Annotated in this window: 16 protein-coding genes; 8 read left to right on the top strand and 8 right to left on the bottom strand. The window is 61.6% G+C overall.

Features of this window, described 5'->3' with window-relative positions; all coding sequences use genetic code 11:
• Positions 1 to 11: 11 nt before the first annotated feature.
• From gyrB to dnaA, 8 genes are all read right to left on the bottom strand, one after another.
• The gene (gyrB, locus tag ASG84_RS18065) at positions 12 to 2,054 is read right to left on the bottom strand and encodes a DNA topoisomerase (ATP-hydrolyzing) subunit B (RefSeq protein WP_057478378.1); all 2,043 of its coding nucleotides are present in this window, start codon (positions 2,052 to 2,054) and stop codon (positions 12 to 14) included.
• A 256-nt stretch (positions 2,055 to 2,310) separates the two neighbouring features.
• Positions 2,311 to 3,444, bottom strand: a complete 1,134-nt coding sequence (locus tag ASG84_RS18060; RefSeq protein ID WP_082521068.1) for a PDR/VanB family oxidoreductase — start codon at positions 3,442 to 3,444, stop codon at positions 2,311 to 2,313.
• The gene (locus ASG84_RS18055) at positions 3,441 to 4,358 is read right to left on the bottom strand and encodes a metal-dependent hydrolase (RefSeq protein ID WP_057478376.1); all 918 of its coding nucleotides are present in this window, start codon (positions 4,356 to 4,358) and stop codon (positions 3,441 to 3,443) included. The genes ASG84_RS18060 and ASG84_RS18055 overlap by 4 nt, the downstream gene beginning before the upstream one ends.
• Positions 4,359 to 4,525: 167 nt before the next feature.
• Positions 4,526 to 5,089 carry a DUF721 family protein gene (locus ASG84_RS18050; protein WP_057478375.1) on the bottom strand — a complete coding sequence of 188 codons (564 nt, stop codon included), beginning with the start codon at positions 5,087 to 5,089 and terminating at the stop codon, positions 4,526 to 4,528.
• Positions 5,086 to 6,336, bottom strand: a complete 1,251-nt coding sequence (recF, locus tag ASG84_RS18045) for a DNA replication/repair protein RecF (RefSeq protein ID WP_057478374.1) — start codon at positions 6,334 to 6,336, stop codon at positions 5,086 to 5,088. Before recF ends, ASG84_RS18050 begins: the two co-directional genes overlap by 4 nt.
• Positions 6,337 to 7,260, bottom strand: coding sequence for a phosphogluconate dehydrogenase (NAD(+)-dependent, decarboxylating) (gene gnd / locus ASG84_RS18040; RefSeq protein WP_057478373.1), 924 nt, complete (start codon positions 7,258 to 7,260; stop codon positions 6,337 to 6,339).
• 65 nt (positions 7,261 to 7,325) lie between these two features.
• Positions 7,326 to 8,510 (bottom strand): DNA polymerase III subunit beta, encoded by a 1,185-nt coding sequence (gene dnaN / locus ASG84_RS18035; RefSeq protein ID WP_057478372.1) that lies wholly within the window; start codon positions 8,508 to 8,510, stop codon positions 7,326 to 7,328.
• A 583-nt stretch (positions 8,511 to 9,093) separates the two neighbouring features.
• Complete coding sequence (gene dnaA / locus ASG84_RS18030) at positions 9,094 to 10,626, bottom strand: chromosomal replication initiator protein DnaA (protein WP_057478501.1); 1,533 nt, start codon at positions 10,624 to 10,626, stop codon at positions 9,094 to 9,096.
• A gap of 652 nt (positions 10,627 to 11,278) precedes the next feature.
• Here dnaA and rpmH point away from each other — a divergent pair.
• The 8 genes from rpmH (at position 11,279) to ASG84_RS17985 (ending at position 19,207) form a co-directional block, all read left to right on the top strand.
• A complete protein-coding gene (gene rpmH / locus ASG84_RS18025) occupies positions 11,279 to 11,422 on the top strand; it encodes a 50S ribosomal protein L34 (protein WP_026347786.1) in 144 nt (47 codons plus the stop codon).
• Positions 11,423 to 11,452: 30 nt separating this feature from the next.
• The gene (gene rnpA / locus ASG84_RS18020) at positions 11,453 to 11,833 is read left to right on the top strand and encodes a ribonuclease P protein component (RefSeq protein WP_057478371.1); all 381 of its coding nucleotides are present in this window, start codon (positions 11,453 to 11,455) and stop codon (positions 11,831 to 11,833) included.
• Entirely contained in the window at positions 11,830 to 12,159 is a 330-nt protein-coding gene (gene yidD, locus ASG84_RS18015) for a membrane protein insertion efficiency factor YidD (RefSeq protein WP_057478370.1), read from the top strand. The genes rnpA and yidD overlap by 4 nt, the downstream gene beginning before the upstream one ends.
• A gap of 4 nt (positions 12,160 to 12,163) precedes the next feature.
• Positions 12,164 to 13,252, top strand: a complete 1,089-nt coding sequence (yidC, locus tag ASG84_RS18010) for a membrane protein insertase YidC (RefSeq protein ID WP_057478369.1) — start codon at positions 12,164 to 12,166, stop codon at positions 13,250 to 13,252.
• 25 nt (positions 13,253 to 13,277) lie between these two features.
• The gene (locus ASG84_RS18005; RefSeq protein WP_057478368.1) at positions 13,278 to 13,961 is read left to right on the top strand and encodes a Jag family protein; all 684 of its coding nucleotides are present in this window, start codon (positions 13,278 to 13,280) and stop codon (positions 13,959 to 13,961) included.
• 2,406 nt (positions 13,962 to 16,367) lie between these two features.
• Positions 16,368 to 17,045, top strand: coding sequence for a 16S rRNA (guanine(527)-N(7))-methyltransferase RsmG (gene rsmG, locus ASG84_RS17995; RefSeq protein ID WP_057478500.1), 678 nt, complete (start codon positions 16,368 to 16,370; stop codon positions 17,043 to 17,045).
• Positions 17,046 to 17,127: 82 nt separating this feature from the next.
• The gene (locus ASG84_RS17990) at positions 17,128 to 18,126 is read left to right on the top strand and encodes a ParA family protein (RefSeq protein ID WP_057478366.1); all 999 of its coding nucleotides are present in this window, start codon (positions 17,128 to 17,130) and stop codon (positions 18,124 to 18,126) included.
• 4 nt (positions 18,127 to 18,130) lie between these two features.
• Positions 18,131 to 19,207, top strand: a complete 1,077-nt coding sequence (locus ASG84_RS17985; RefSeq protein WP_057478365.1) for a ParB/RepB/Spo0J family partition protein — start codon at positions 18,131 to 18,133, stop codon at positions 19,205 to 19,207.
• Positions 19,208 to 19,441: the final 234 nt, after the last annotated feature.

Below are 19,441 nucleotides of genomic sequence, written 5' to 3'. Positions count from 1 at the left end.
CGGGGAAGTGACTAAACGTCAAGAAAGCGAACATCTTTCGCGTTGCGGGCGATGAAGCTTCGGCGTGCGGACACGTCCTCGCCCATCAGGACGCTGAACAGTTCGTCCGCGGCAGCAGCGTCGTCGAGGGTGACCAGACGCAGCACTCGCACCGCCGGATCCATGGTGGTTTCCCACAGTTCCTTGGCGTTCATCTCGCCGAGGCCTTTGTATCGCTGGACGCCGTCTTCGACGTTGATCTTGCGCTTGTTGGCGAGACCGGCTTCGAGCAGTCCGTCGCGCTCGCGGTCGGAGTACGCGAAATCCGGTTCGCCGCGGCTCCACTTGAGCTTGTACAGCGGCGGCATCGCGAGATAGACGTGGCCGTTCTCGATCAGCGGGCGCATGAATCGGAAGAGCAACGTCATCAGCAGCGTCGAGATGTGCTGGCCGTCGACGTCGGCGTCGGCCATCAGCACGATCTTGTGATAGCGCAGCTTGCTGATGTCGAACTCGTCGTGGATGCCGGTACCGAACGCGGTGATGATCGACTGGACTTCGTTGTTCTTCAGCACGCGGTCGATGCGGGCCTTCTCGACGTTGATGATCTTTCCGCGCAGCGGCAGGATCGCCTGGAACATCGAATCACGACCGGATTTCGCCGAGCCGCCGGCGGAGTCGCCCTCCACGATGTAGATCTCGGACTTGCTCGGATCGTTCGAGCGGCAGTCGGCGAGCTTGCCGGGCAGGCCACCGATGTCGGTTGCGCTCTTGCGCCGCACCAACTCTCGTGCCTTGCGCGCGGCCATGCGGGCCTGCGCGGACGACACGGCCTTGTTGATGATGGTCTTCGCGTCGGCCGGGTTGGACTCGAACCAGTGCGAGAGGTGCTCGTTGCACGCCTTCTGCACGAACGACCGAATCTCGGTGTTACCGAGCTTTGTCTTGGTCTGCCCCTCGAACTGCGGCTCGCCGACCCGCACCGAGATGACGGCGGCCAAGCCCTCGCGGATGTCGTCGCCCGTGAGCTTGACGTCCTTCTCCTTGACCAGCTTCTTCTCGATCGCGTACTTGTTGACCGTCGAGGTCAGAGCGGTACGGAAGCCCTCTTCGTGGGTACCGCCCTCGTGCGTGTTGATGGTGTTGGCGAAGGTGTGCACCGATTCGGAGTAGCCGGCGTTCCACTGCATGGCGATCTCGACCTCGTGGCCCTCGCCCTTGCCGGTGAAGCCGACGACAGAATTGTGGATTGCCGTCTTGGTGCGGTTGATGTGCTTGACGAAGTCCACCAGACCGTCCGGGTAGTGGTACGTCCGCTTGCGCACCTTGGCCGGCTTCGCGTTGGCCGCGTCGGCCTGTTCCTCTTCGGCGGTCTTCGGCGCCTCGGCCGTCTCACCGAGTTCTTCCTCGGTCGCGTCGGTCGCTGCCACTCGCTCGTCGGTGAAGTTGATGGTCAGTCCCTTGTTCAGGAACGCCATCTCCTGCAGGCGGCGGTGCACGGTCTCGAAGCTGTAGTCGAGGGTCTCGAAGATCTTGCCATCGGCCCAGAAGCGCACCGTGGTGCCGGTCTCCTTGGTGTCGCCGACGGTCTCGAGGGGGCCGGGCTTGGCGTAGTCGTAGGTCTGCTTGTAGCGGTGTCCGTCACGCGCGATCTGCAACTCGACCTTGGTGGAGAGTGCGTTCACCACGGAGATACCGACGCCGTGCAGTCCGCCGGAGACGGCGTAGGAGTCGGAGTCGAACTTGCCACCGGCGTGCAGCTGGGTCATGACGACCTCGACGGTGGGAACACCGGAGGAGTGCATGGCGACGGGGATACCGCGGCCGTCGTCCTTGACCTCGACACTGCCGTCTTCGTGAATGGTGACGTCGACGGTGGAGGCGTAGCCGGCCATGGCCTCGTCGACGGAGTTGTCGACGACCTCCCAGATCAGGTGGTGAAGGCCCCGTTCACCGGTGGAACCGATGTACATACCGGGCCTCTTACGAACTGCTTCCAGGCCCTCGAGGACCGTGATGGAAGACGCGCCGTAATCCTTGCTGTTCTCACTGTTACCTGACTTCTGGGCAGCCACGGTTAGCTGGTTCTCCTTCTACGCGTCCACTACCCCGCTCACACCTGTTCCAGGTGCTACCGCAGAGGGTCGGCACGGGCTTTCGACCGTGCGCGTTCCATGCGTTTGTTCCGGGCTTGATGTCGTACCGGTCCATAGTACTGGTTGGTTGCGACAGCATGGGCACGATGACACCCCTAAAAGGCCCCTGATTGCCTCACAGGCGCATTTTTTCGGTATCGGACGACAAAGATGAAGGGTAAAACGGACCGCTCGGCTACAGATCGAGCACGATCCGTTCGCCGTCGGAGCGCGACACGCAGATCAACATCTCGTGCTTCTGCTCCTCGGACGTGAGGCGATTCTCCCGGTGCTGCGGTGTTCCACTGAGCACTCGCACCCGACACGTACCGCAGAACCCCTGTTGACACGAGTACGCGATGTCGGGCCGCACCCGTCGAATCGCATGCAGCGCAGTCTCTTCCGCACCGACAGCCAGGATCTGTCCCGAGTCGACGAGCTGCACCTCGAAGTTCGTACCGTTCTTGACCGGTGGCGGCGAGAAGCGCTCGAAATGCAGATGCGTCGCCGGGAGGGCGTCGAACGACGCGCGAACCAGATCGATCATCGGCGGTGGACCACACACATAGACCGATCCTCCCGGTGCCGTGGCTCCGAGCAAATCCATGCTCGACGGCATGCCGTCCACGTCGTCGGTGCGGACGGTCACTCGTGCAGGATCCCAGCCTGCGATCTCCTCCAGAAACGGCATCGACTCACGCGAGCGGCCGCAGTAGACGAAGTGCCAGTCCATCCCGAGATCACGCGCTCTGCGCACCATCGAGATGATCGCGGTGATACCGATTCCGCCGGCCACGAACACTGCATGTTCGGACGGTACGAAAGGAAATCCGTTGCGCGGCCCCCTGATCGACACCGGAGTGCCGACCGTCAGCGAGTGCATTTCCGCAGATCCGCCGCCGCCGTTCGGGACGAGTCGCACTGCGATCGAATACGTGTTCTCACTCGGCAGACCGCACAGCGAATACTGACGTCGACGACCGGACGGAAGGTAGAAATCCAAGTGCATTCCCGGCGCCCACGCGGGTAGAGCAGACCCGTCGGCCGCAGCGAAGGTCAACTGCACCACCTGTTCGTCCATGCAGAGCACCTCACGAGAGACCAGAATCAGTTCTCGGGTGCGCACAACCGGAGGTGCCGCGAAAGAGCCGTCGTACTCGTCGTTGTCGAGTAGGGCGAACCACTTGTCGAGCGCGTCGGTGACCAGAGACACCGTCTGATCAGGTTCGTTCCGCCCGTACAGATTTTGCGGAATCGTGCGACCGACTCGAAACGAGTCGACCTTCTGAGCCATTGCGCCGAGCCTGCTCCGCAACGTGCGTTTGGTCATCGATCAGCGGACCGCGCCGCCGGAGAGGTAGCGAGGTACTGCACGGCTTGAGCGGTCGAGCCTTCCTGGGACGGATGATAGGTGCTCTTGAAGTACCGCAACGACGCCTTGACCATGGACATCGGCGTGGGAAACAGACCGGCCTTGGTCACTCGTCGGAATTCACGGAACGACGGCGTGCGCTCCTTCGGCGACAGATGCGCCAACGTCGGATCCTGGCTCATGAGGTAGCGGACACCGCGCGTCCAGAACCAGACGAGAGTGGGTGCAATGACCACGTAGGTACGGATACGCCGGGCCGGCCGAACGTCGAAGTAACGCATCACCTCGTATGCCACCGAACGGTGCTCCACTTCCTCGGCACCGTGCCACCGCAACAGGTCGAGCATCACCGGATCGACGTCGGCGTCGTCGAGCTCGCGCGCGTTGAGAACCCAGTCGCCGAGGAACGCGGTCAGATGCTCGGCGGCAGCGATCAAAGCCAGCCGCTCGACCAGGCTGTTCTGACCGTGGCCCGAACGATTACCGAGCGCGCGACCGAACAGGAACTTCATCTGATCGACGTACGGATCGACATCGATTCCGTGCGTACGAAGCTGATCGTGGACCTCGGTGTGGGCCTGTGCGTGCATGGCTTCCTGGCCGATGAAGCCGATCACGTCGTCCCGCAGCTGGTCGTCGTGAATCAGTGGCAACGCTTCCTTGAAGGTGCGCACGAACCACTCCTCGCCCTCGGGCAGGAGCAGGTGCATCACGTTGATCAAGTGCGTCGCGAGCGGGTTGCCGTCCATGTAGTGCAGCGGCAGCGAATTCCAATCGAACTCGACGTTGCGTGCGTGTAGAAGGACCCTGTCTTCGGGGGTTCCGTCGACATCGACCGCTACTGTCGATGCTTTCTTCGTGGGTGCAGACACAACTTCTCCTCGTCCGATAGCCGCGCAGAACTTGTACTCGGTCCCCGACCGCTACGTGTTCCGAATCACGCTACGCACAAGGATCATCTCACAGCAACACCGGCCCCAACATCTGTTGAGGATCACGTGTACCAGGCAGTTCGCGAAGCTTATGTTAGGAGCTGTCACTATCCGTACGTGTCCCGCGGACCCCGCCCACGCACGTGCCGTTCACCTTTTCGCCAACTCTGAGTCGTCGGCCCGGTAATCCGGAGAGATGTCACCACACCATGACCGACCGCCGCCGCGATCTTCGCCAGAATCTGCGACTGCATCAGCCTGAGCTGCGTAGCCCAGGCCGTCGACTCGGCGGAGATACTGAGCACTCCGTCCTTGAGCCCGGTGGGTTCGGCGTGCGCCGAGATGTCCTCACCGACGACGTTGGCCCACCGCCCCAGCACAGCACCTTCGGACACCTTGGCCGACCAACCGCGCTTGGACGCGATGGAGTTGGCCAGCGCACCGAAGGCCTGCGGATCTCGGTCGTCGGGCCCGGCTCCCGACCAACCTCGACGCCGACGCCCCCGCAGCGCACGGACGCCCCCCGTCGGAGACGACCGCCCTTGCCCCACCGACTTACCGCTGGCTTTGGCCGCGGCGCGCGCATCCTCGAGTGCACGACGCGCGAGATCGACGCCCTTCAACTCCGGCGTCTCACCCTTGTCCGCAGCCGCTCCTTCGTCGTCGTTCATCGAACCTCGCTCTCCTCGCGTGCGGTGTCGATGGTGGCCGACAGGTCGGTGATGCGCGAAATACGCCCTGCTGCACCAGATTCCGACCTCTGCTGTGCTTCGACGCCATAGCGGCGAGCGTCGAGCTCGGGTGGTACGTCTTCCGGAACCGCGGCAGTGATGAGCACCTGCTCGGCGCCGGCCGCCACCGTCGCCAGCGCAGCTCGTCTCTTTCGGTCGAGTTCGGCAAACACATCGTCGAGCATCAGCACAGGATCCGTTCCGTCCTCGCGCAGCAAGCCGAACGAACCCAGCCGCAACGACAGCGCGTACGACCACGATTCACCATGACTGGCAAAGCCTTTGGTCGGCTGATCACCGAGCATCAAATCGACGTCGTCCCGATGGGGCCCTACCAGACATACGCCTCGTTCGATTTCTCGCTGTCTCATCACCGAAAGTTGGTGTAGGAAAGCAGCTTCCAACACATCGATGTCGTCCGGTTCCGGGGCCCGGTCGGCGTCGGAGAATTCCGGCGGCAACGCTTCGGCAAGACTGCAACGATAGGACAGTGTTGCCGGCCGTGATTCCGGCGCGATGGACTCGTAGGCCTGCTGCACGAAGGGCATGAGCTCGTGTACCAAACCTATTCTGGCTGCCAGCAATCGAGCACCGTGTGCCGCGAGGTGCCCGTCCCAGACATCGAGAGTGGCCAGAGCACTCGCACCGTCGCTCGACGACGATCCTCGACGCAACGAGCCACCGGCAGTCTTGAGCAGTGCCGAGCGTTGACGCAGAACCTTGTCGTAATCGACACGGACAGTAGCCATTCGAGGAATCCGACTGGTGAGCAGTTCGTCCAGGTACCGTCGGCGTTCGCCGGGATCACCGCGTACGAGCGCCAGATCCTCGGGAGCGAACAGCACACTCTGCAGCACACCCAAGATCTCCCGCGGCCGCCGCAACGGCGAGCGATTCATCCGCGCCTTGTTGGCCTTGCCCTCGAGCAGCTCCACATCGATGATCAGCTCGCGACCGTGATTGACCACGGCGCTGCCCACGAACGCCTTGGCGGCACCGGCCCGAATCATCGGAGCGTCCGTCGACACGCGATGCGAAGACAACGTCGACAGATAGTTGAGCGACTCGAGCAGGTTCGTCTTACCGTGCCCGTTCGGTCCCACGAACACGGTCGAGCCCGGTCCGAGGTCGACGGTGACGTCGTCCCAGGATCGGAAGTCGTGTAGTTGCAGAGACCGGACGAACACTTACTCGTGTTTCGGAGCCGGTGCGCGCAGAGTCTCGTCGGCGTCTGCCTTCTTGACAGCGTGCCCGCCGAACTGATTTCGCAATGCCGACACTGCCTTCATGGCCGGTGAATCTTCTTGTCGCGACGCAAATCTCGCGAACAGCGCCGCCGATATCACCGGGGCCGGCACAGCATGCCGAATGGCCTCCTCGACCGTCCAACGACCCTCGCCGGAGTCCTCGGTGTAGCCGGAGATCTCACTGAACTCCGGATCCTGACCGAGTGCTTCGACCAACAGGTCGAGCAACCAGGACCGCACCACTGTGCCCTTGCTCCATGCCCGCAGCACACCTTGTACGTCCTGCACGAGCTCTTCGGCTTCGAGAATTTCGTAGCCCTCGGCGTATGCCTGCATCAATCCGTACTCGATGCCGTTGTGCACCATCTTGGAGTAGTGACCTGCACCGACCGGGCCGGCGTGTACGAATCCGTCCGCGCGTTCACCTTCCGGACGCAAGGCGTCGAAGATCGGCATCGCGCGGGCGACGTGGTCGTCCTGACCGCCGACCATCAATCCGTAGCCGTTCTTCAGGCCCCACACGCCACCGGACACACCGGCATCGATGTAGCCGATTCCTTTGGCGTCCAACAGCTCTGCGTTGGGCTTGTCATCGGTGAATCGTGAGTTTCCACCGTCGATCACCAGATCGCCGGGCTCGAGAACGTCCGCCAGACCGGTGATGGTGTCGCGGGTGATCTGGCCGGACGGGACCATGACCCACACCACCCTCGGCGCCGTCAATGCCTGAGCCAGACCGGCCAGCGACGGGGTGTCCGTCACCTCCGGTCGGGGGTCGTAACCGATGACCTCGTGACCATGCTCGCGCAGCCGCTCGCGCATGTTGAAGCCCATTTTTCCGAGACCGACCAAGCCCAGCTGCATGATGACGCGTCCTTGTCTGTGTCAGGTGCGAAAGTGTCCGCGGGTTCAACAGTAACCAGGCAGGGTCAGCCCGGCAGCCTGACGGGCATCAGCAGATACGTGTATTCGGATTGCGGTGCCGCGAACTTACCCGAGTCGTCGGCGACCAGTTCTTCGTCCGATGTCGGGCGCAGCACTGCAGGTCGGCTCGGCGTCGTGAATCCGAATGTCACCTTCTCGCTGTGCAACGAGGACAACCCGTCGATGAGGTATCCCGGGTTGAAGGCGATGGTCAGTGCCTCGCCCTGGAAGTCGGCAGGCAGAGCTTCTTCGGCGCGACCCGCGTCGTCGCCGCCTGCGGACAGCAGGACACCGTCCGAGTTGAATTCCAGGCGAACCTGCGCACCACGCTCGGCCACGAGTGCCACACGCTTGATGGCCTCGATCAGCGATGCGATCTCCAGAGTCGCCACTGCAGTGTGCTCGGCCGGCAGCAACTGCCGGAACTTCGGGAATTCGGCGTCGAGCAGACGCGTCGTGGTGCGGCGCCCGTCGCTGACGATGCCCAACAAACCGTCGCTTCCGATGGACGAACCGGAGCCGAGAGCCAGCTCGACCGGTGAGCCGGCGTTACCGCCCAGAGTTTTGGCCGACTCGGACAATGTCTTGGCCGGGATGAGCACCGCAGTCGTGGTGTCGGCCCCGGCGGGAGTCCAGTCCACCTCACGAACCGCCAACCGAAAGCGGTCGGTGGCAGCGAGCACGACGTTGGTGCCGTCGATCTCGACGCGGATACCGGTGAGCATGGGAAGCGTGTCGTCCTTGCCCGCCGCAATGGCGACCTGGGCAATGGCCTCGGAGAAGACATCACCGGCCAGCGAACCGGTGTTGCTGGGCAACTCCGGGAGCTGCGGATAGTCCTCGACCGGCATCGTGGGCAGGGAGAACTTGGCGCTTCCGCAGTTGACCAGAACGCGGGTGCCGTCGACCGTGACGTCTACCGGCTTGTTCGGCAGCGACTTGGTGATATCGGCAAGTAGCTTGCCCGACACCAGAACTCGGCCTGCCGTGGCGACCTCGGCCGACACCTTGACCTGAGCGGAGACCTCGTAGTCGAATCCGGAAACTGTCAGACCCTGCTCGTCGGCGGCAAGGAGAACTCCACCGAGAACGGGAACCGGCGGCCGCGACGGCAGGCTACGGGCTACCCACGCCACGGAATCGGAAAAATCTTCACGAGCAACGCGAAACTTCAAACTTCCAAGCTCCATCGCTCGGCATTTCCTCTCGTTCGGTGGCGTTCGTCCTCACGGCCGGAGCGGTGCAACCACGATGGTTGCTGCTCGAACCGATGCAACGACGAGTGTGGCACATCCAGCGCAAGCACACCGTATGCCCTCCGAACCCGAGACGAAAGCTCGAGGTTCGTGCCGGACGTGGGATTCGGGTGATCCGGCGGGCCTGTGAACGGATCGCTCCCCAACACCTGTTTTCAAAGAAGTTCTTTCAAGGAGAAAACAGAAGTATTAATAGGTCCTGTGCAATCTGTGCACGGACGGTTCGATCTGCTGGTCGCCTCGCGTGGTGTCGTGGGGATGAATTCGGGACCAATATGCGATTGACGTTCGGCTGCCTGTGGACGAATCCCATCGGTGCACAGGCGCCCACACTCCATCCCCAGATCTTCGATGTTGTCCACATGGTTATCCACAGGTGTGAATCAATGGTCGAAGCAGAAAAATTGGGTCGCGATCGAGTCGGAAATCGGACCCGATCGCGGACGAGAGACAGCAACGGCACCGAACCCGCGATGGGATTCGGTGCCGTCTTCTGCGTTCGTATGTGCCCGGTGGGCTACCGCTTCGAGCGCTGCTTGATGCGCGCAGTGAGCTCTTGGACCTGGTCGTACACCTTGCGGCGCTCGGTCATCTCTTTGCGAATCTTCTTGTCCGCGTACATGACGGTCGTGTGATCTCGGCCGAACGTCTGACCGATCTTGGGCAGTGACAGGTCGGTGAGCTCGCGGCAGAGATACATGGCGATCTGCCTGGCCATCGCCAACGCCCTGGCCTTACCCGGGCCGCACAGGTCCTCGATGGAGGTGTTGAAGTACTCCGCGGTGACCGCCATGATCGTCGCGGCATTGATCTCGAGACTCGACGAATCGGGAATCAGATCGCGCAGCACCACCTCTGCCAGAGTGAGGTCGAGGGCCTGCCCGTTGAGCGATGCGAAGGCCGTCACGCGAATGAGGGCACCTTCGAGCTCACGAATGTTGCGTTCGATGCGGCTGGCGATGAGCTCGAGGACGTCGTGGGGCACGTCGAGGCGGTCCATCCGAGCTTTCTTGCTCAGGATCGCGATGCGTGTTTCGAGCTCGGGCGGCTGCACATCGGTGATCAGGCCCCATTCGAAGCGGGTCCGCAGCCGCTCTTCCAGGGTTGCCAGTTGTTTGGGGGGACGGTCGGACGAGACCACGATCTGCTTGTTGGCGTTGTGGAGGGTGTTGAAGGTGTGGAAGAACTCCTCCTGGATGCCTTCCTTGCCCTCGATGAACTGAATGTCGTCGACGAGCAACACGTCCGTCTCGCGATAGCGGCGCTTGAACGCCACCTTGCGGTCGTCACGGAGACTGTTGATGAAGTCGTTCGTGAATTCCTCGGTGGAGACGTACTTGACCCGCATTCCCGGGAACAGTCGCTGCGCGTAGTGGCCGGCAGCGTGCAGAAGATGAGTCTTGCCCAATCCCGACGCACCCCAGACGAAGAGGGGGTTGTACGCGCGGGCAGGTGCTTCGGCGATGGCGACGGCGGCTGCATGAGCGAATCGATTGGAGGCGCCGATGACGAACGTGTCGAAGGTGTACTTCGAGTTCAGGCTGTTGGCGCCCGACGACGGGGGCGTCGATTCAGGGGGTTTGGTGAAATACGTCGGCCACGAGTTCTGCACGCTGGCCAGCGCCTCGCGCTCGTCGTCCACCTCTTCGTAATCGGCGGTCTCGGAGTCGGAAGGTTCGTCGTCTCTGCTGGTCAGGATGCGGCGCCGGTAGGTGGGTGAACTGACGGCGTCGGGAAAGGCCGAGCGATCCGAGTCGATCTTCTCGTCCTCGGGAGCGGAGATGCGTACACCGAGGCCTTCGACGCCCTGACCGAGATGTCGGCCGAGTGCGCCCAGGATCGGCTCTCGAAGGTCTCGCTCGATGGCTTCTTGAGCGAAGGTCGAGGGAACGGCAAGCAGGGCGAAACCCTGCGTCAGCGTCAGCGGTTTGACCAGCGCGAGCCACGCTTTCTGGCCCTTGGTCAGCGGAGAGCCACTGTGTCGGTCGGAAGTGAGCTCCGCGACCACCTCGGGCCAGATACGCGCAAGCGCATCCGGATCGTCGTTCACGTCGATCCCTCCGTTGTCGAGCATCGGTGTCTCGGCGGTGGTTGGACCGTCGAGCGTTGGTCTCGGATGGGTACGACGCGTGAAACTCGTGCGTCGTTTCCGGTCCGCGCGGCGGCATCGTCGGATAGCGTCGTCGATCGTGCGTCGCCGCGGCTGAGACCAGGGTCCGTGGGTGGACCCCGCAAGGTACGAATATGCCACCTGATCTGTGTTTCCACACAATTATCCACAGGTGTGGATAAACGACACCGATGTGAGCCCAGGGCCGTTCCTGGCTCGTGCTATCACGCACGCACCAGTCTGACCTGCATCGATCGTTGCTGTCTGTCGTGCGATCGGACTAACCGCGTCGACTCGATGTGGCGTCGGCGAACGATGTCGGTGCGGATCACGCTCTCGGTGGCCGAATACGCCGGTGCCTGTGCATGAACTGCCGAGACGATCGGTCCGGAGCGAGTTTGACCACCGGTGACTCGATCAGTACTCTCGAACAGTCACCCAATAGCGAGGTGGCCGATGCTTGCTGGCTGCACACAGTCTGTCTTCACTCGGATTTCTCGCTCGGGAGGCAAGCGACTTCATCCGAACTCGCTGGAACCTTTACAGCAGGCGTCGATAGATCGGCGTCTTCGAATCTCGAGGAGTGTTGACCGTGGCCAAGGGCAAGCGGACGTTCCAGCCGAACAATCGCCGCCGCGCGCGCGTTCATGGCTTCCGTCTTCGTATGCGTACCCGTGCGGGTCGTGCAATCGTTTCCGCACGTCGCGGCAAGGGCCGCAAAGAACTCACAGCCTGATATTCGTTCGTCCGGACCTTGGAGCTCGGGATGCTTCCTGAGCCGAATCGACTACACCGAGCACGTGATTTTTCCGTAGCGGTGCGTCGAGGACGCCGAATGGGTAGATCGAATCTGGTCGTTCACGCCGTTGTGCGGGACGAGCAAGACATCGCATCCACCGTTCGGGGACCACGATTCGGACTGATCGTCAGCAAGGCAGTCGGGCCGGCCGTAACTCGCCACAGAGTTGCGCGCCGGCTTCGGCATATCTGTAGCGACGTGATCGGTGAGCTCCCCGAGAATACCGACGTGGTCATCCGCGCATTACCGGGTGCTGCGATCGCGTCGTCGGCAGATCTACTGGTTCAACTGCGTTCAGGATTGAAGAAGCTCGGTCTTCTCGAAGCTCCGAAGGGTCCGCCGTCATGACATTCATGGGCAACCTTCGTTCCATTCCTGCGCGATCTCTCATGTACTTCATCGGGTTGTACCGAACCTACGTGTCCCCGATGAGACCCCCTACCTGTCGCTTCTCCCCCACCTGCAGTGAATACGCCATCGAGGCGCTTCAGGTCCACGGGATGATGAAGGGCTCGTTGCTGGCAGTCGTTCGCCTTCTCAAATGTGCTCCCTGGCACTCTGGAGGATGGAACCCGGTGCCTGAGCCCGGTAGGTGGCGCGCGAGCGTCACCGAGATGACCGAAACCGAAGAACACCACGATCTCGTGCGAGTGGAAGAACAGAGGAGTACATAGAGCCGTGCTCGACTTCATTTACTATCCGGTTGCCTGGATTCTCTGGGTATGGCACAAGGTGTTCGGCTTTGTGTTCCAGGACCCCAGCAATGGATTCGCCTGGGCGCTGTCCGTCGTCTTCCTCGTCTTCACCTTGCGCTTGATTCTGTACAAGCCCTTCGTCAAGCAGGTTCGTACCACGCGGCAGATGCAGGAGCTGCAGCCGCAGATCAAGGCTCTGCAGAAGAAGTACGGCAAAGACAAACAAAAAATGGCCGTCGAGATGCAGAAACTGCAGAAAGAACACGGCTTCAACCCGCTGATGGGCTGTCTACCCGTGTTGGCACAGGCACCGGTGTTCATCGGTCTGTTCCACGTGCTTCGTTCGTTCAACCGCACCGGTACCGGCTTCGGTCAGCTCGGATTGACTCCCGAGGAGAACCGCGAGCTTTCGAACTATGCGTTCAACGTGTCCGACGTCCAATCCTTTCTCGACGCTCGCCTGTTCGGCGCTCCGATTTCTGCGTGGATCACCATGCCGCAGGATCAGCTCAACGCCTTCGCAGTAGGCCCTGACGCGTCCATTCCGGCCACGTGGGTCATTGCCGCTGTGTCGATCCCGCTCATGATCATTGCGGCCGTGATGACGCACCTGAACTCACGTGCGTCCGTGGCCCGCCAGAGCGCCGCAGCGGCTGCGAATCCGCAGTCCGCGATCATGAACAAGCTCGCGCTGTACGTGTTCCCGCTGGGTGTGCTGGTGTTCGGCGCCCTGCTCCCGATTGCGATCCTGCTGTACTGGGTGAGCAACAACACCTGGACTTACGCACAGCAGCACCTGGTATTCGGAAAGATCGACAAAGAAGAAGCTGCCAAAGCTGCCGCAGCGGTGGAGAAGCGTTCCGAGAATGCGCCCAAGCCGGGAGTGAAGCCGGTATCGGTGAGCAAGCCGAAGCCGGGTGCACGGCCCAAGCTGTCCAAGATGGCGCCGGTGGACAACGATTCGGCGGGCGACGTTGTCGACACCTCGGGTACGAACAACGGAGCAGCAACTCCGGTGAAGCCGAGACCGCAGGCGAACCGGAACAAGTCGACCAAGCGCAAGCGGCGCTGACCGACACGTCGAGAGAAGGACGAACATGGCAGCGGACGTAGACGAAACCCAGAACGACGAAGTACAGAAGCCAGTCGGTGCGGTATCCGGGGATGGAGTGAATGACGTGATGGTCGAGGCCGATCAGCTCAGTGCGGTCGATGCGGATGCGGATGGCAAGTCCGTGAACGAAGAAGCCGCCGTTGCCGAGGTGGTCGAAGAGAAGTCCGTGGATGCCGCGTCGGACGATGATGATGATGATGACGACGAGGACTACTTGGTCGAGGAAGGCGAGATCGCCGGCGATTACCTCGAACAGCTTCTCGATGTGCTCGACTTCGACGGCGACATCGATTTGGACGTCGAGGGTGACCGGGCCATCGTCAGCATCGACGGTGGGGACGATCTCGCCAAGCTCGTTGGCCGCAAGGGTGAGGTTCTCGACGCTCTGCAAGAACTGACGCGCTTGGCTGTCCAGCAGTCGACCGGAGAGCGCAGCAAGCTGATGCTCGATGTTGCCGGTTGGCGAGCGAAGCGTCGCAGCGAACTGGGCAACCTCGGTGCTGAAGCCGCGCGTCGCGTGTTGGAGTCGGGTGAGCGAGAAGAGCTGACTCCGATGACGCCGTTCGAGCGCAAGATCGTGCACGATGCAGTCGCGAAAATTGACGGTGTTGCCAGCGAGAGCACCGGCGTCGAACCGTCGCGACGGGTAGTTGTCGTCAAGGCATAGCAGCGTCGTTCAGCTTCACGATCTGATGGCCCCCACTTCGGTGGGGGCCATTGTCGTATCTGGACTAGGTCCGGCAGGCTCGGGCGGAATCACATCGGTGTAATTCGGCGGTGAGGAGATGGTGGAAGATGGATTTTCGATCAATCTGGTCGCCGGAAATTCGGATCCAGGTATGCGCAACGCTTTCGTCACTGTGACGCGTGTGCCGGCGACTGATTACCAGGCGTCCATAGAGTCGAACGCGTGGTTTCACGTGAAACAGACGACCGGCATCCTCAGGGGTTGAGAGGTAGCTCTGCAGCTCGTTGGTACCGATATGCGCGCCTTCGACATGTACGTATGTTTCACGTGAAACTGAGAGTACGTAGAGCTGGTGCACATCGGATCCCAGTGCTTGTCGTCGCCGGCCGATCATAAAACGCCTCTGGAGCTTTACTGTTCGAGTCGAGACGTGCCTTTCTACGTCCCGCCCGGGGCAGCGTCGCCTGACGGGTGTCGGATAGAACCGGGTCGCGACAATGGCCGCGTACATGATGGAGCGGGGTTCAACGACGAACGAAGAGTTGCTTCCATCTCGTGTCCGCCGTTTCCCAGCGGACTATCGTGATCGAAAGACTGATCCAAGAAAACGCGAGCAGCTGCCAGTAATTGATTACACGGAGACTGGGCATCGTGTGCGCGTAAACCCGCCGACAATGTCTGCGAGTGTGTAGACCGTCGAGTAAATTCGTCTGTGGACGTTGATGGCGCTGTGCAGCGGTCACCCCTCAGCCGGTACACCGCAACCGGCGTACTGCGTCGGACCATCGGAGATGTACCGAATGCGCGCCGGGGGCATCCGGTCGAGGACCTGTCACTGCGGCAACCGACCGCACCATGCTCTTTTATGATGTAGCGCTGCCCCCAGGCCGAAACGTGACCGTACAGTGCGACCCCATTGGCTCGCAGAATGTGGCTCGTCGGAGCCGCGATGTTTCACGTGAAACAGGAAGCACAGAGAGCTACTGCGCATAGAACTTCCTTTTGCTCGAGGCTGATCATGAAGAGGTCCTGCGCATCGAGTGCTCGAACCATGACCAGACTTCCTTGGCTCCGCAGGAGCAACGTCTCGCGTGCAGTGTCGAATACGAACCTGGGGTGGTGGGCAGAGCCCGGGAGAGAATGCGGCGAGGTCGACGACGACGGAGAAGTGCCCTGATCTGCTGTCCAGCTGATCTTGGTGAATGGTCGAGAGACGATCAGAGGAAACGGAGCACTCGCCTGTGTTCGGTTGCTCCGGTACTGGGGCGTCGTGCGCGCGGAACTCGGCGGATTGCGGACATGATCTGCGAGTGTGCAGACCGTGTGGTTGGTCTCTCTGTGATCGTCCTTGTCGCTATGTCGTGGTCCACTGGTGCCGGTGCCGCCCATCGCTGCGCATGACGCGTCGGCCCAACCAAGTCGAGCCGGCCTCCGCGCCGATGGTCCCAAATATCTGGAGCCGGTCGTGAATCGTTCCCCCGGCTTTTCCCCACAGGGTTCGGATTGTCTTTCGCGGCAAGAGGACGTGACAATCTTCGTGATGGGCACCCCGTTCCTCGAGTCCGACTCGCGACCGCCGGGTGCCACCCATCGGAGGGGGCCGATCTGGCGATGGAGTATTCGGTCGGTTTTACCTAAAGGTTCGGTCCCAGGAATTGCGGAGCTTGTCAGGTTCGACGAACTTCCGTCCTGTGGTGCACGCGGGTCGGATCAGAAGTCGCCGGACATGAAGGTGTGTCGGTTCATCCGCTGCGGCCATCATCACACTGGATTTGCTCCTCCCCTACCCAGAGCCTTCGGTCTTCGAGGAAGGCGACACCGGCAGAAGTCCGGGTGTGCCGAACCGCAGACGTTTCACGTGAAACATGGTTCCGCCGAATAGCCGGGAGCCACGGGACTCGACGGGCTGATGGGCATCAGGTGCTTCTCCAGAAGGGCGCACGATGCGTCGAGCGTGCAGTGTTCGTCAATGTGTCGACACCGTCCCGCGTGACAAAGGTCCACTCGCTCCTATCAAGTTTCTGTGGCGGTCGATGGTAGCTCGCAGCAAAATCACACGGGTACCGAACCGCTTACAGTTTCACGTGAAACATCGCGGGCTACCGACAGCGCTGGACGAACCTCGTGCCGGGTGATCGAGCTGTGTCGAATCACCGCGTCGTCGACACGTCCGGGTTCCCTCGCCAAGCATCGAAAGCGCTAAGCATCGAAAGCGCTAAGCATCGAAAACACAGAGCGGTACGCGGATGCTTCCTCAACACGGACGGAACCGCTCGGCTCGAAGGATTCCGGATGACCGTGAACGAGGGCGGTATCACGAATCGATGTGCTGTTATTCGTACTTACAGCAATGTCGTTTGGCGTTCCACGCCCGAGCACGGGAAGATGTTTCACGTGGAACAAGAGCGCTCGGATGGCACCCAGTTGATGGCAATCGCGGAGCAGGTATTCGGTGATCGAATCGAGTTGGCCCGGCGATATCACGACTCGCTGGCGACTGCCGGCGTAGAGCGGGGACTCATCGGACCTCGCGAGGTTCCACGGCTATGGGAACGCCACATCCTGAACTGCGCGGCAATCGGCGAACTCATAGACGAGGGCGAGACCGTCGTCGATATCGGCAGCGGCGCGGGTCTCCCCGGAATCCCGCTCGCGATCGCGCGGCCCGACCTCCGTGTCACTCTCGTGGAGCCGCTTCTACGCCGCACGGTATACCTGGCCGAGTTCATCGAAGAACACGATTTGAACGTCCTGGTTGTACGCGGGCGAGCCGAGCAGCCCGGCGTCAAGAAGGAGGCGGGCGGTGCCGATGTGGTGACGTCGCGGGCAGTGGCACCGCTGGAGAAGCTCGCCAAGTGGTCACTTCCTCTGGTTCACGATCACGGTCGCATGCTTGCCCTGAAGGGGTTGAGCGCCGCCGAAGAGATCGAGCGAGACCGGGCTTCCCTCACTCGGATGGGTGCTGGCAAGCTGGAGGTGGTTGAGTGCGGAGTGGGCCTACTGACTACTCCCACCATCGTCGTCAGAGCGGTCCGTCAGCCTCGGAGACCGGGCCGTCACTGAGCTTCGGTTGCGGGCTCGTCAGTCCCGCGCTCGTCCCTATCGATCGTTCTGAACACAATCAGTTCCGCACTAAGGAGCACATATGTCGGGTGGGTCCGATTCCGCTGTTTCACGTGAAACAGCATCCAAGAAGAACGCGTCCGAGTCGTCGGCGGTGAAGAAGACCTCCGACTTCGAGTACACCAACGCGATCTCGCCCGACGACACTCCTATCGGTGCCGCAGCACATCGAGCGAGTCAGGTTCTGCACCCAGGATCGGTGTCGCTCCCGAAGCCGGCAAAGCGTCGCATGCTGACGATCGCCAATCAGAAGGGCGGGGTGGGCAAGACCACGACCGCTGTGAATCTGGCTGCCGCGCTCGCTCTGCAGGGCCTGACGGTTCTGGTGGTCGATCTCGACCCCCAGGGCAACGCCAGCACCGCTCTCGGCGTCGAACACCACTCCGGTGTGCCGTCGAGCTACGAGGTGCTCATCGGTGAAGTCAGCGCCAAGGATGCAGTGCAGAAGAGCCCGCACAGCGACCGTCTGTTCTGCATTCCGGCCACGATCGATCTTGCTGGAGCAGAGATCGAGTTGGTGTCGATGGTTGCCCGCGAAGGCCGGTTGAAGACAGCTCTGTCGGTCGAGGAGCTTGCCGGTATCGATGCGGACTTCATCCTGATCGACTGCCCCCCGTCACTGGGCCTGCTGACTGTCAACGCGCTCGTGGCGGCAACCGAGGTACTCATTCCGATCCAATGTGAGTACTACGCACTCGAAGGCGTGGGACAACTCCTGCGCAATATCGAGCTGGTCCAGTCTCATCTGAATCCAGAACTTCACGTCTCCACGGTGATCCTGACGATGTACGACGGCCGCACGAAGTTGGCGGACCAGGTGGCGGAAGAGGTCCGCAAGCACTTCGGGGACGCCGTTCTGAGGGCCGTCATTCCTCGAAGCGTGAAGGTATCGGAGGCACCCGGATACGGCATGACGGTCCTCGATTACGACCCCGGTTCACGAGGTGCGATGAGCTACTTGGACGCCGGACGAGAACTGGCGGCGCGGTCGGCCGGCATCGACGAAGCACGAAAGAAGTAAGTAGATGAGTCAAACACGTAAAGGTGGCCTCGGCCGAGGTCTGGCCTCGCTCATTCCGACCGGCCCGGATGCCGGGCCACGCCTCGGCAACGCAGCCGCCGACGTTATTATCGGCGCTGATCGCAATGCGAAGGACAAGCCGGACACGTCCACGAAGCCGAAGCGCACGCCGTCGTCCGACGACGTAACGGAAACCGCTACTGCCCCTACACCGACCCCGCCGGTGCTCAACGGAGACGACTTGTCCCCCGTCGGTGCTGTGTATCGCGAGATCGCACCGGATCGAATCGAAGCCAATCCGAAGCAGCCGAGACACGTCTTCGACGATGAATCTCTGGGTGAATTGGTGCACTCGATCCGCGAATTCGGGCTCATGCAGCCCATCGTGGTTCGACTGGTTTCCGGTACTGCTGCCGCCGGTGACGCAAAATATCAGCTCGTCATGGGCGAGCGTCGGTGGCGTGCGAGCCAGGAAGCCGGCCTCGAGACGATCCCCGCGATCGTGCGCGAGACGGCGGACGACGCGATGTTGCGCGATGCGTTGCTCGAAAACATTCATCGGGTGCAGCTGAATCCGCTCGAAGAGGCGGCCGCGTATCAGCAGCTGCTCGAAGAATTCGACGTGACCCACGAGGAATTGGCCGCCAAAATCGGCCGTTCGCGGCCGGTTGTGACCAACATGATTCGACTGTTGAAGCTGCCGATTCCGGTACAGCGTCGAGTGGCGGCAGGAGTTCTGTCGGCCGGGCACGCGCGTGCGCTGCTGTCGTTGGACGCTGGTTCCGATGCACAGGAGTCGTTGGCCGCGCGGATCGTGGCCGAAGGACTGTCCGTCCGCGCGACCGAGGAAGCCGTCACTCTCGCCAATCGGGAAGATGGAACGACCCCGGAACCGGCGCCTCGACGTAAGCCAATTCAGATGCCGGGGCTTCAGGACGTCGCCGACAGGCTCTCCGATTCCTTCGATACGCGGGTGACGGTCAGTTTGGGCAAGCGAAAAGGCAAGATTGTCGTCGAGTTCGGGTCGGTGGACGACCTCGAAAGGATCGTCGAGATGATGGAAGCACAGAAGAAAAAGTAGTGGCGTTTTTTCAGGACCAGCCATACCCGGGTGAAACGTCACTGTGACGTAGCTCCGAATTCGGGGTCCTCGAAAGTTGCGATCGGTTCCCAAAACTATTGTTATGCAACATGTTTCGAGGAGACGGTCCGCGCGAGAGGGTCGACGACCGGATCGCCTACTCTTGTCGAGGAACGAATCGCATCCGAGACAGAATTTTTCCGTTTGAACGACTGCACGAAGGCTGAGGTAAGC

This window comes from Rhodococcus sp. Leaf278, assembly GCF_001426085.1.
GTDB lineage: Bacteria > Actinomycetota > Actinomycetes > Mycobacteriales > Mycobacteriaceae > Rhodococcoides.
The sequence above is the reverse complement of the archived record's forward strand: the minus strand, read 5'-3'. Positions and strand labels throughout refer to the sequence as shown.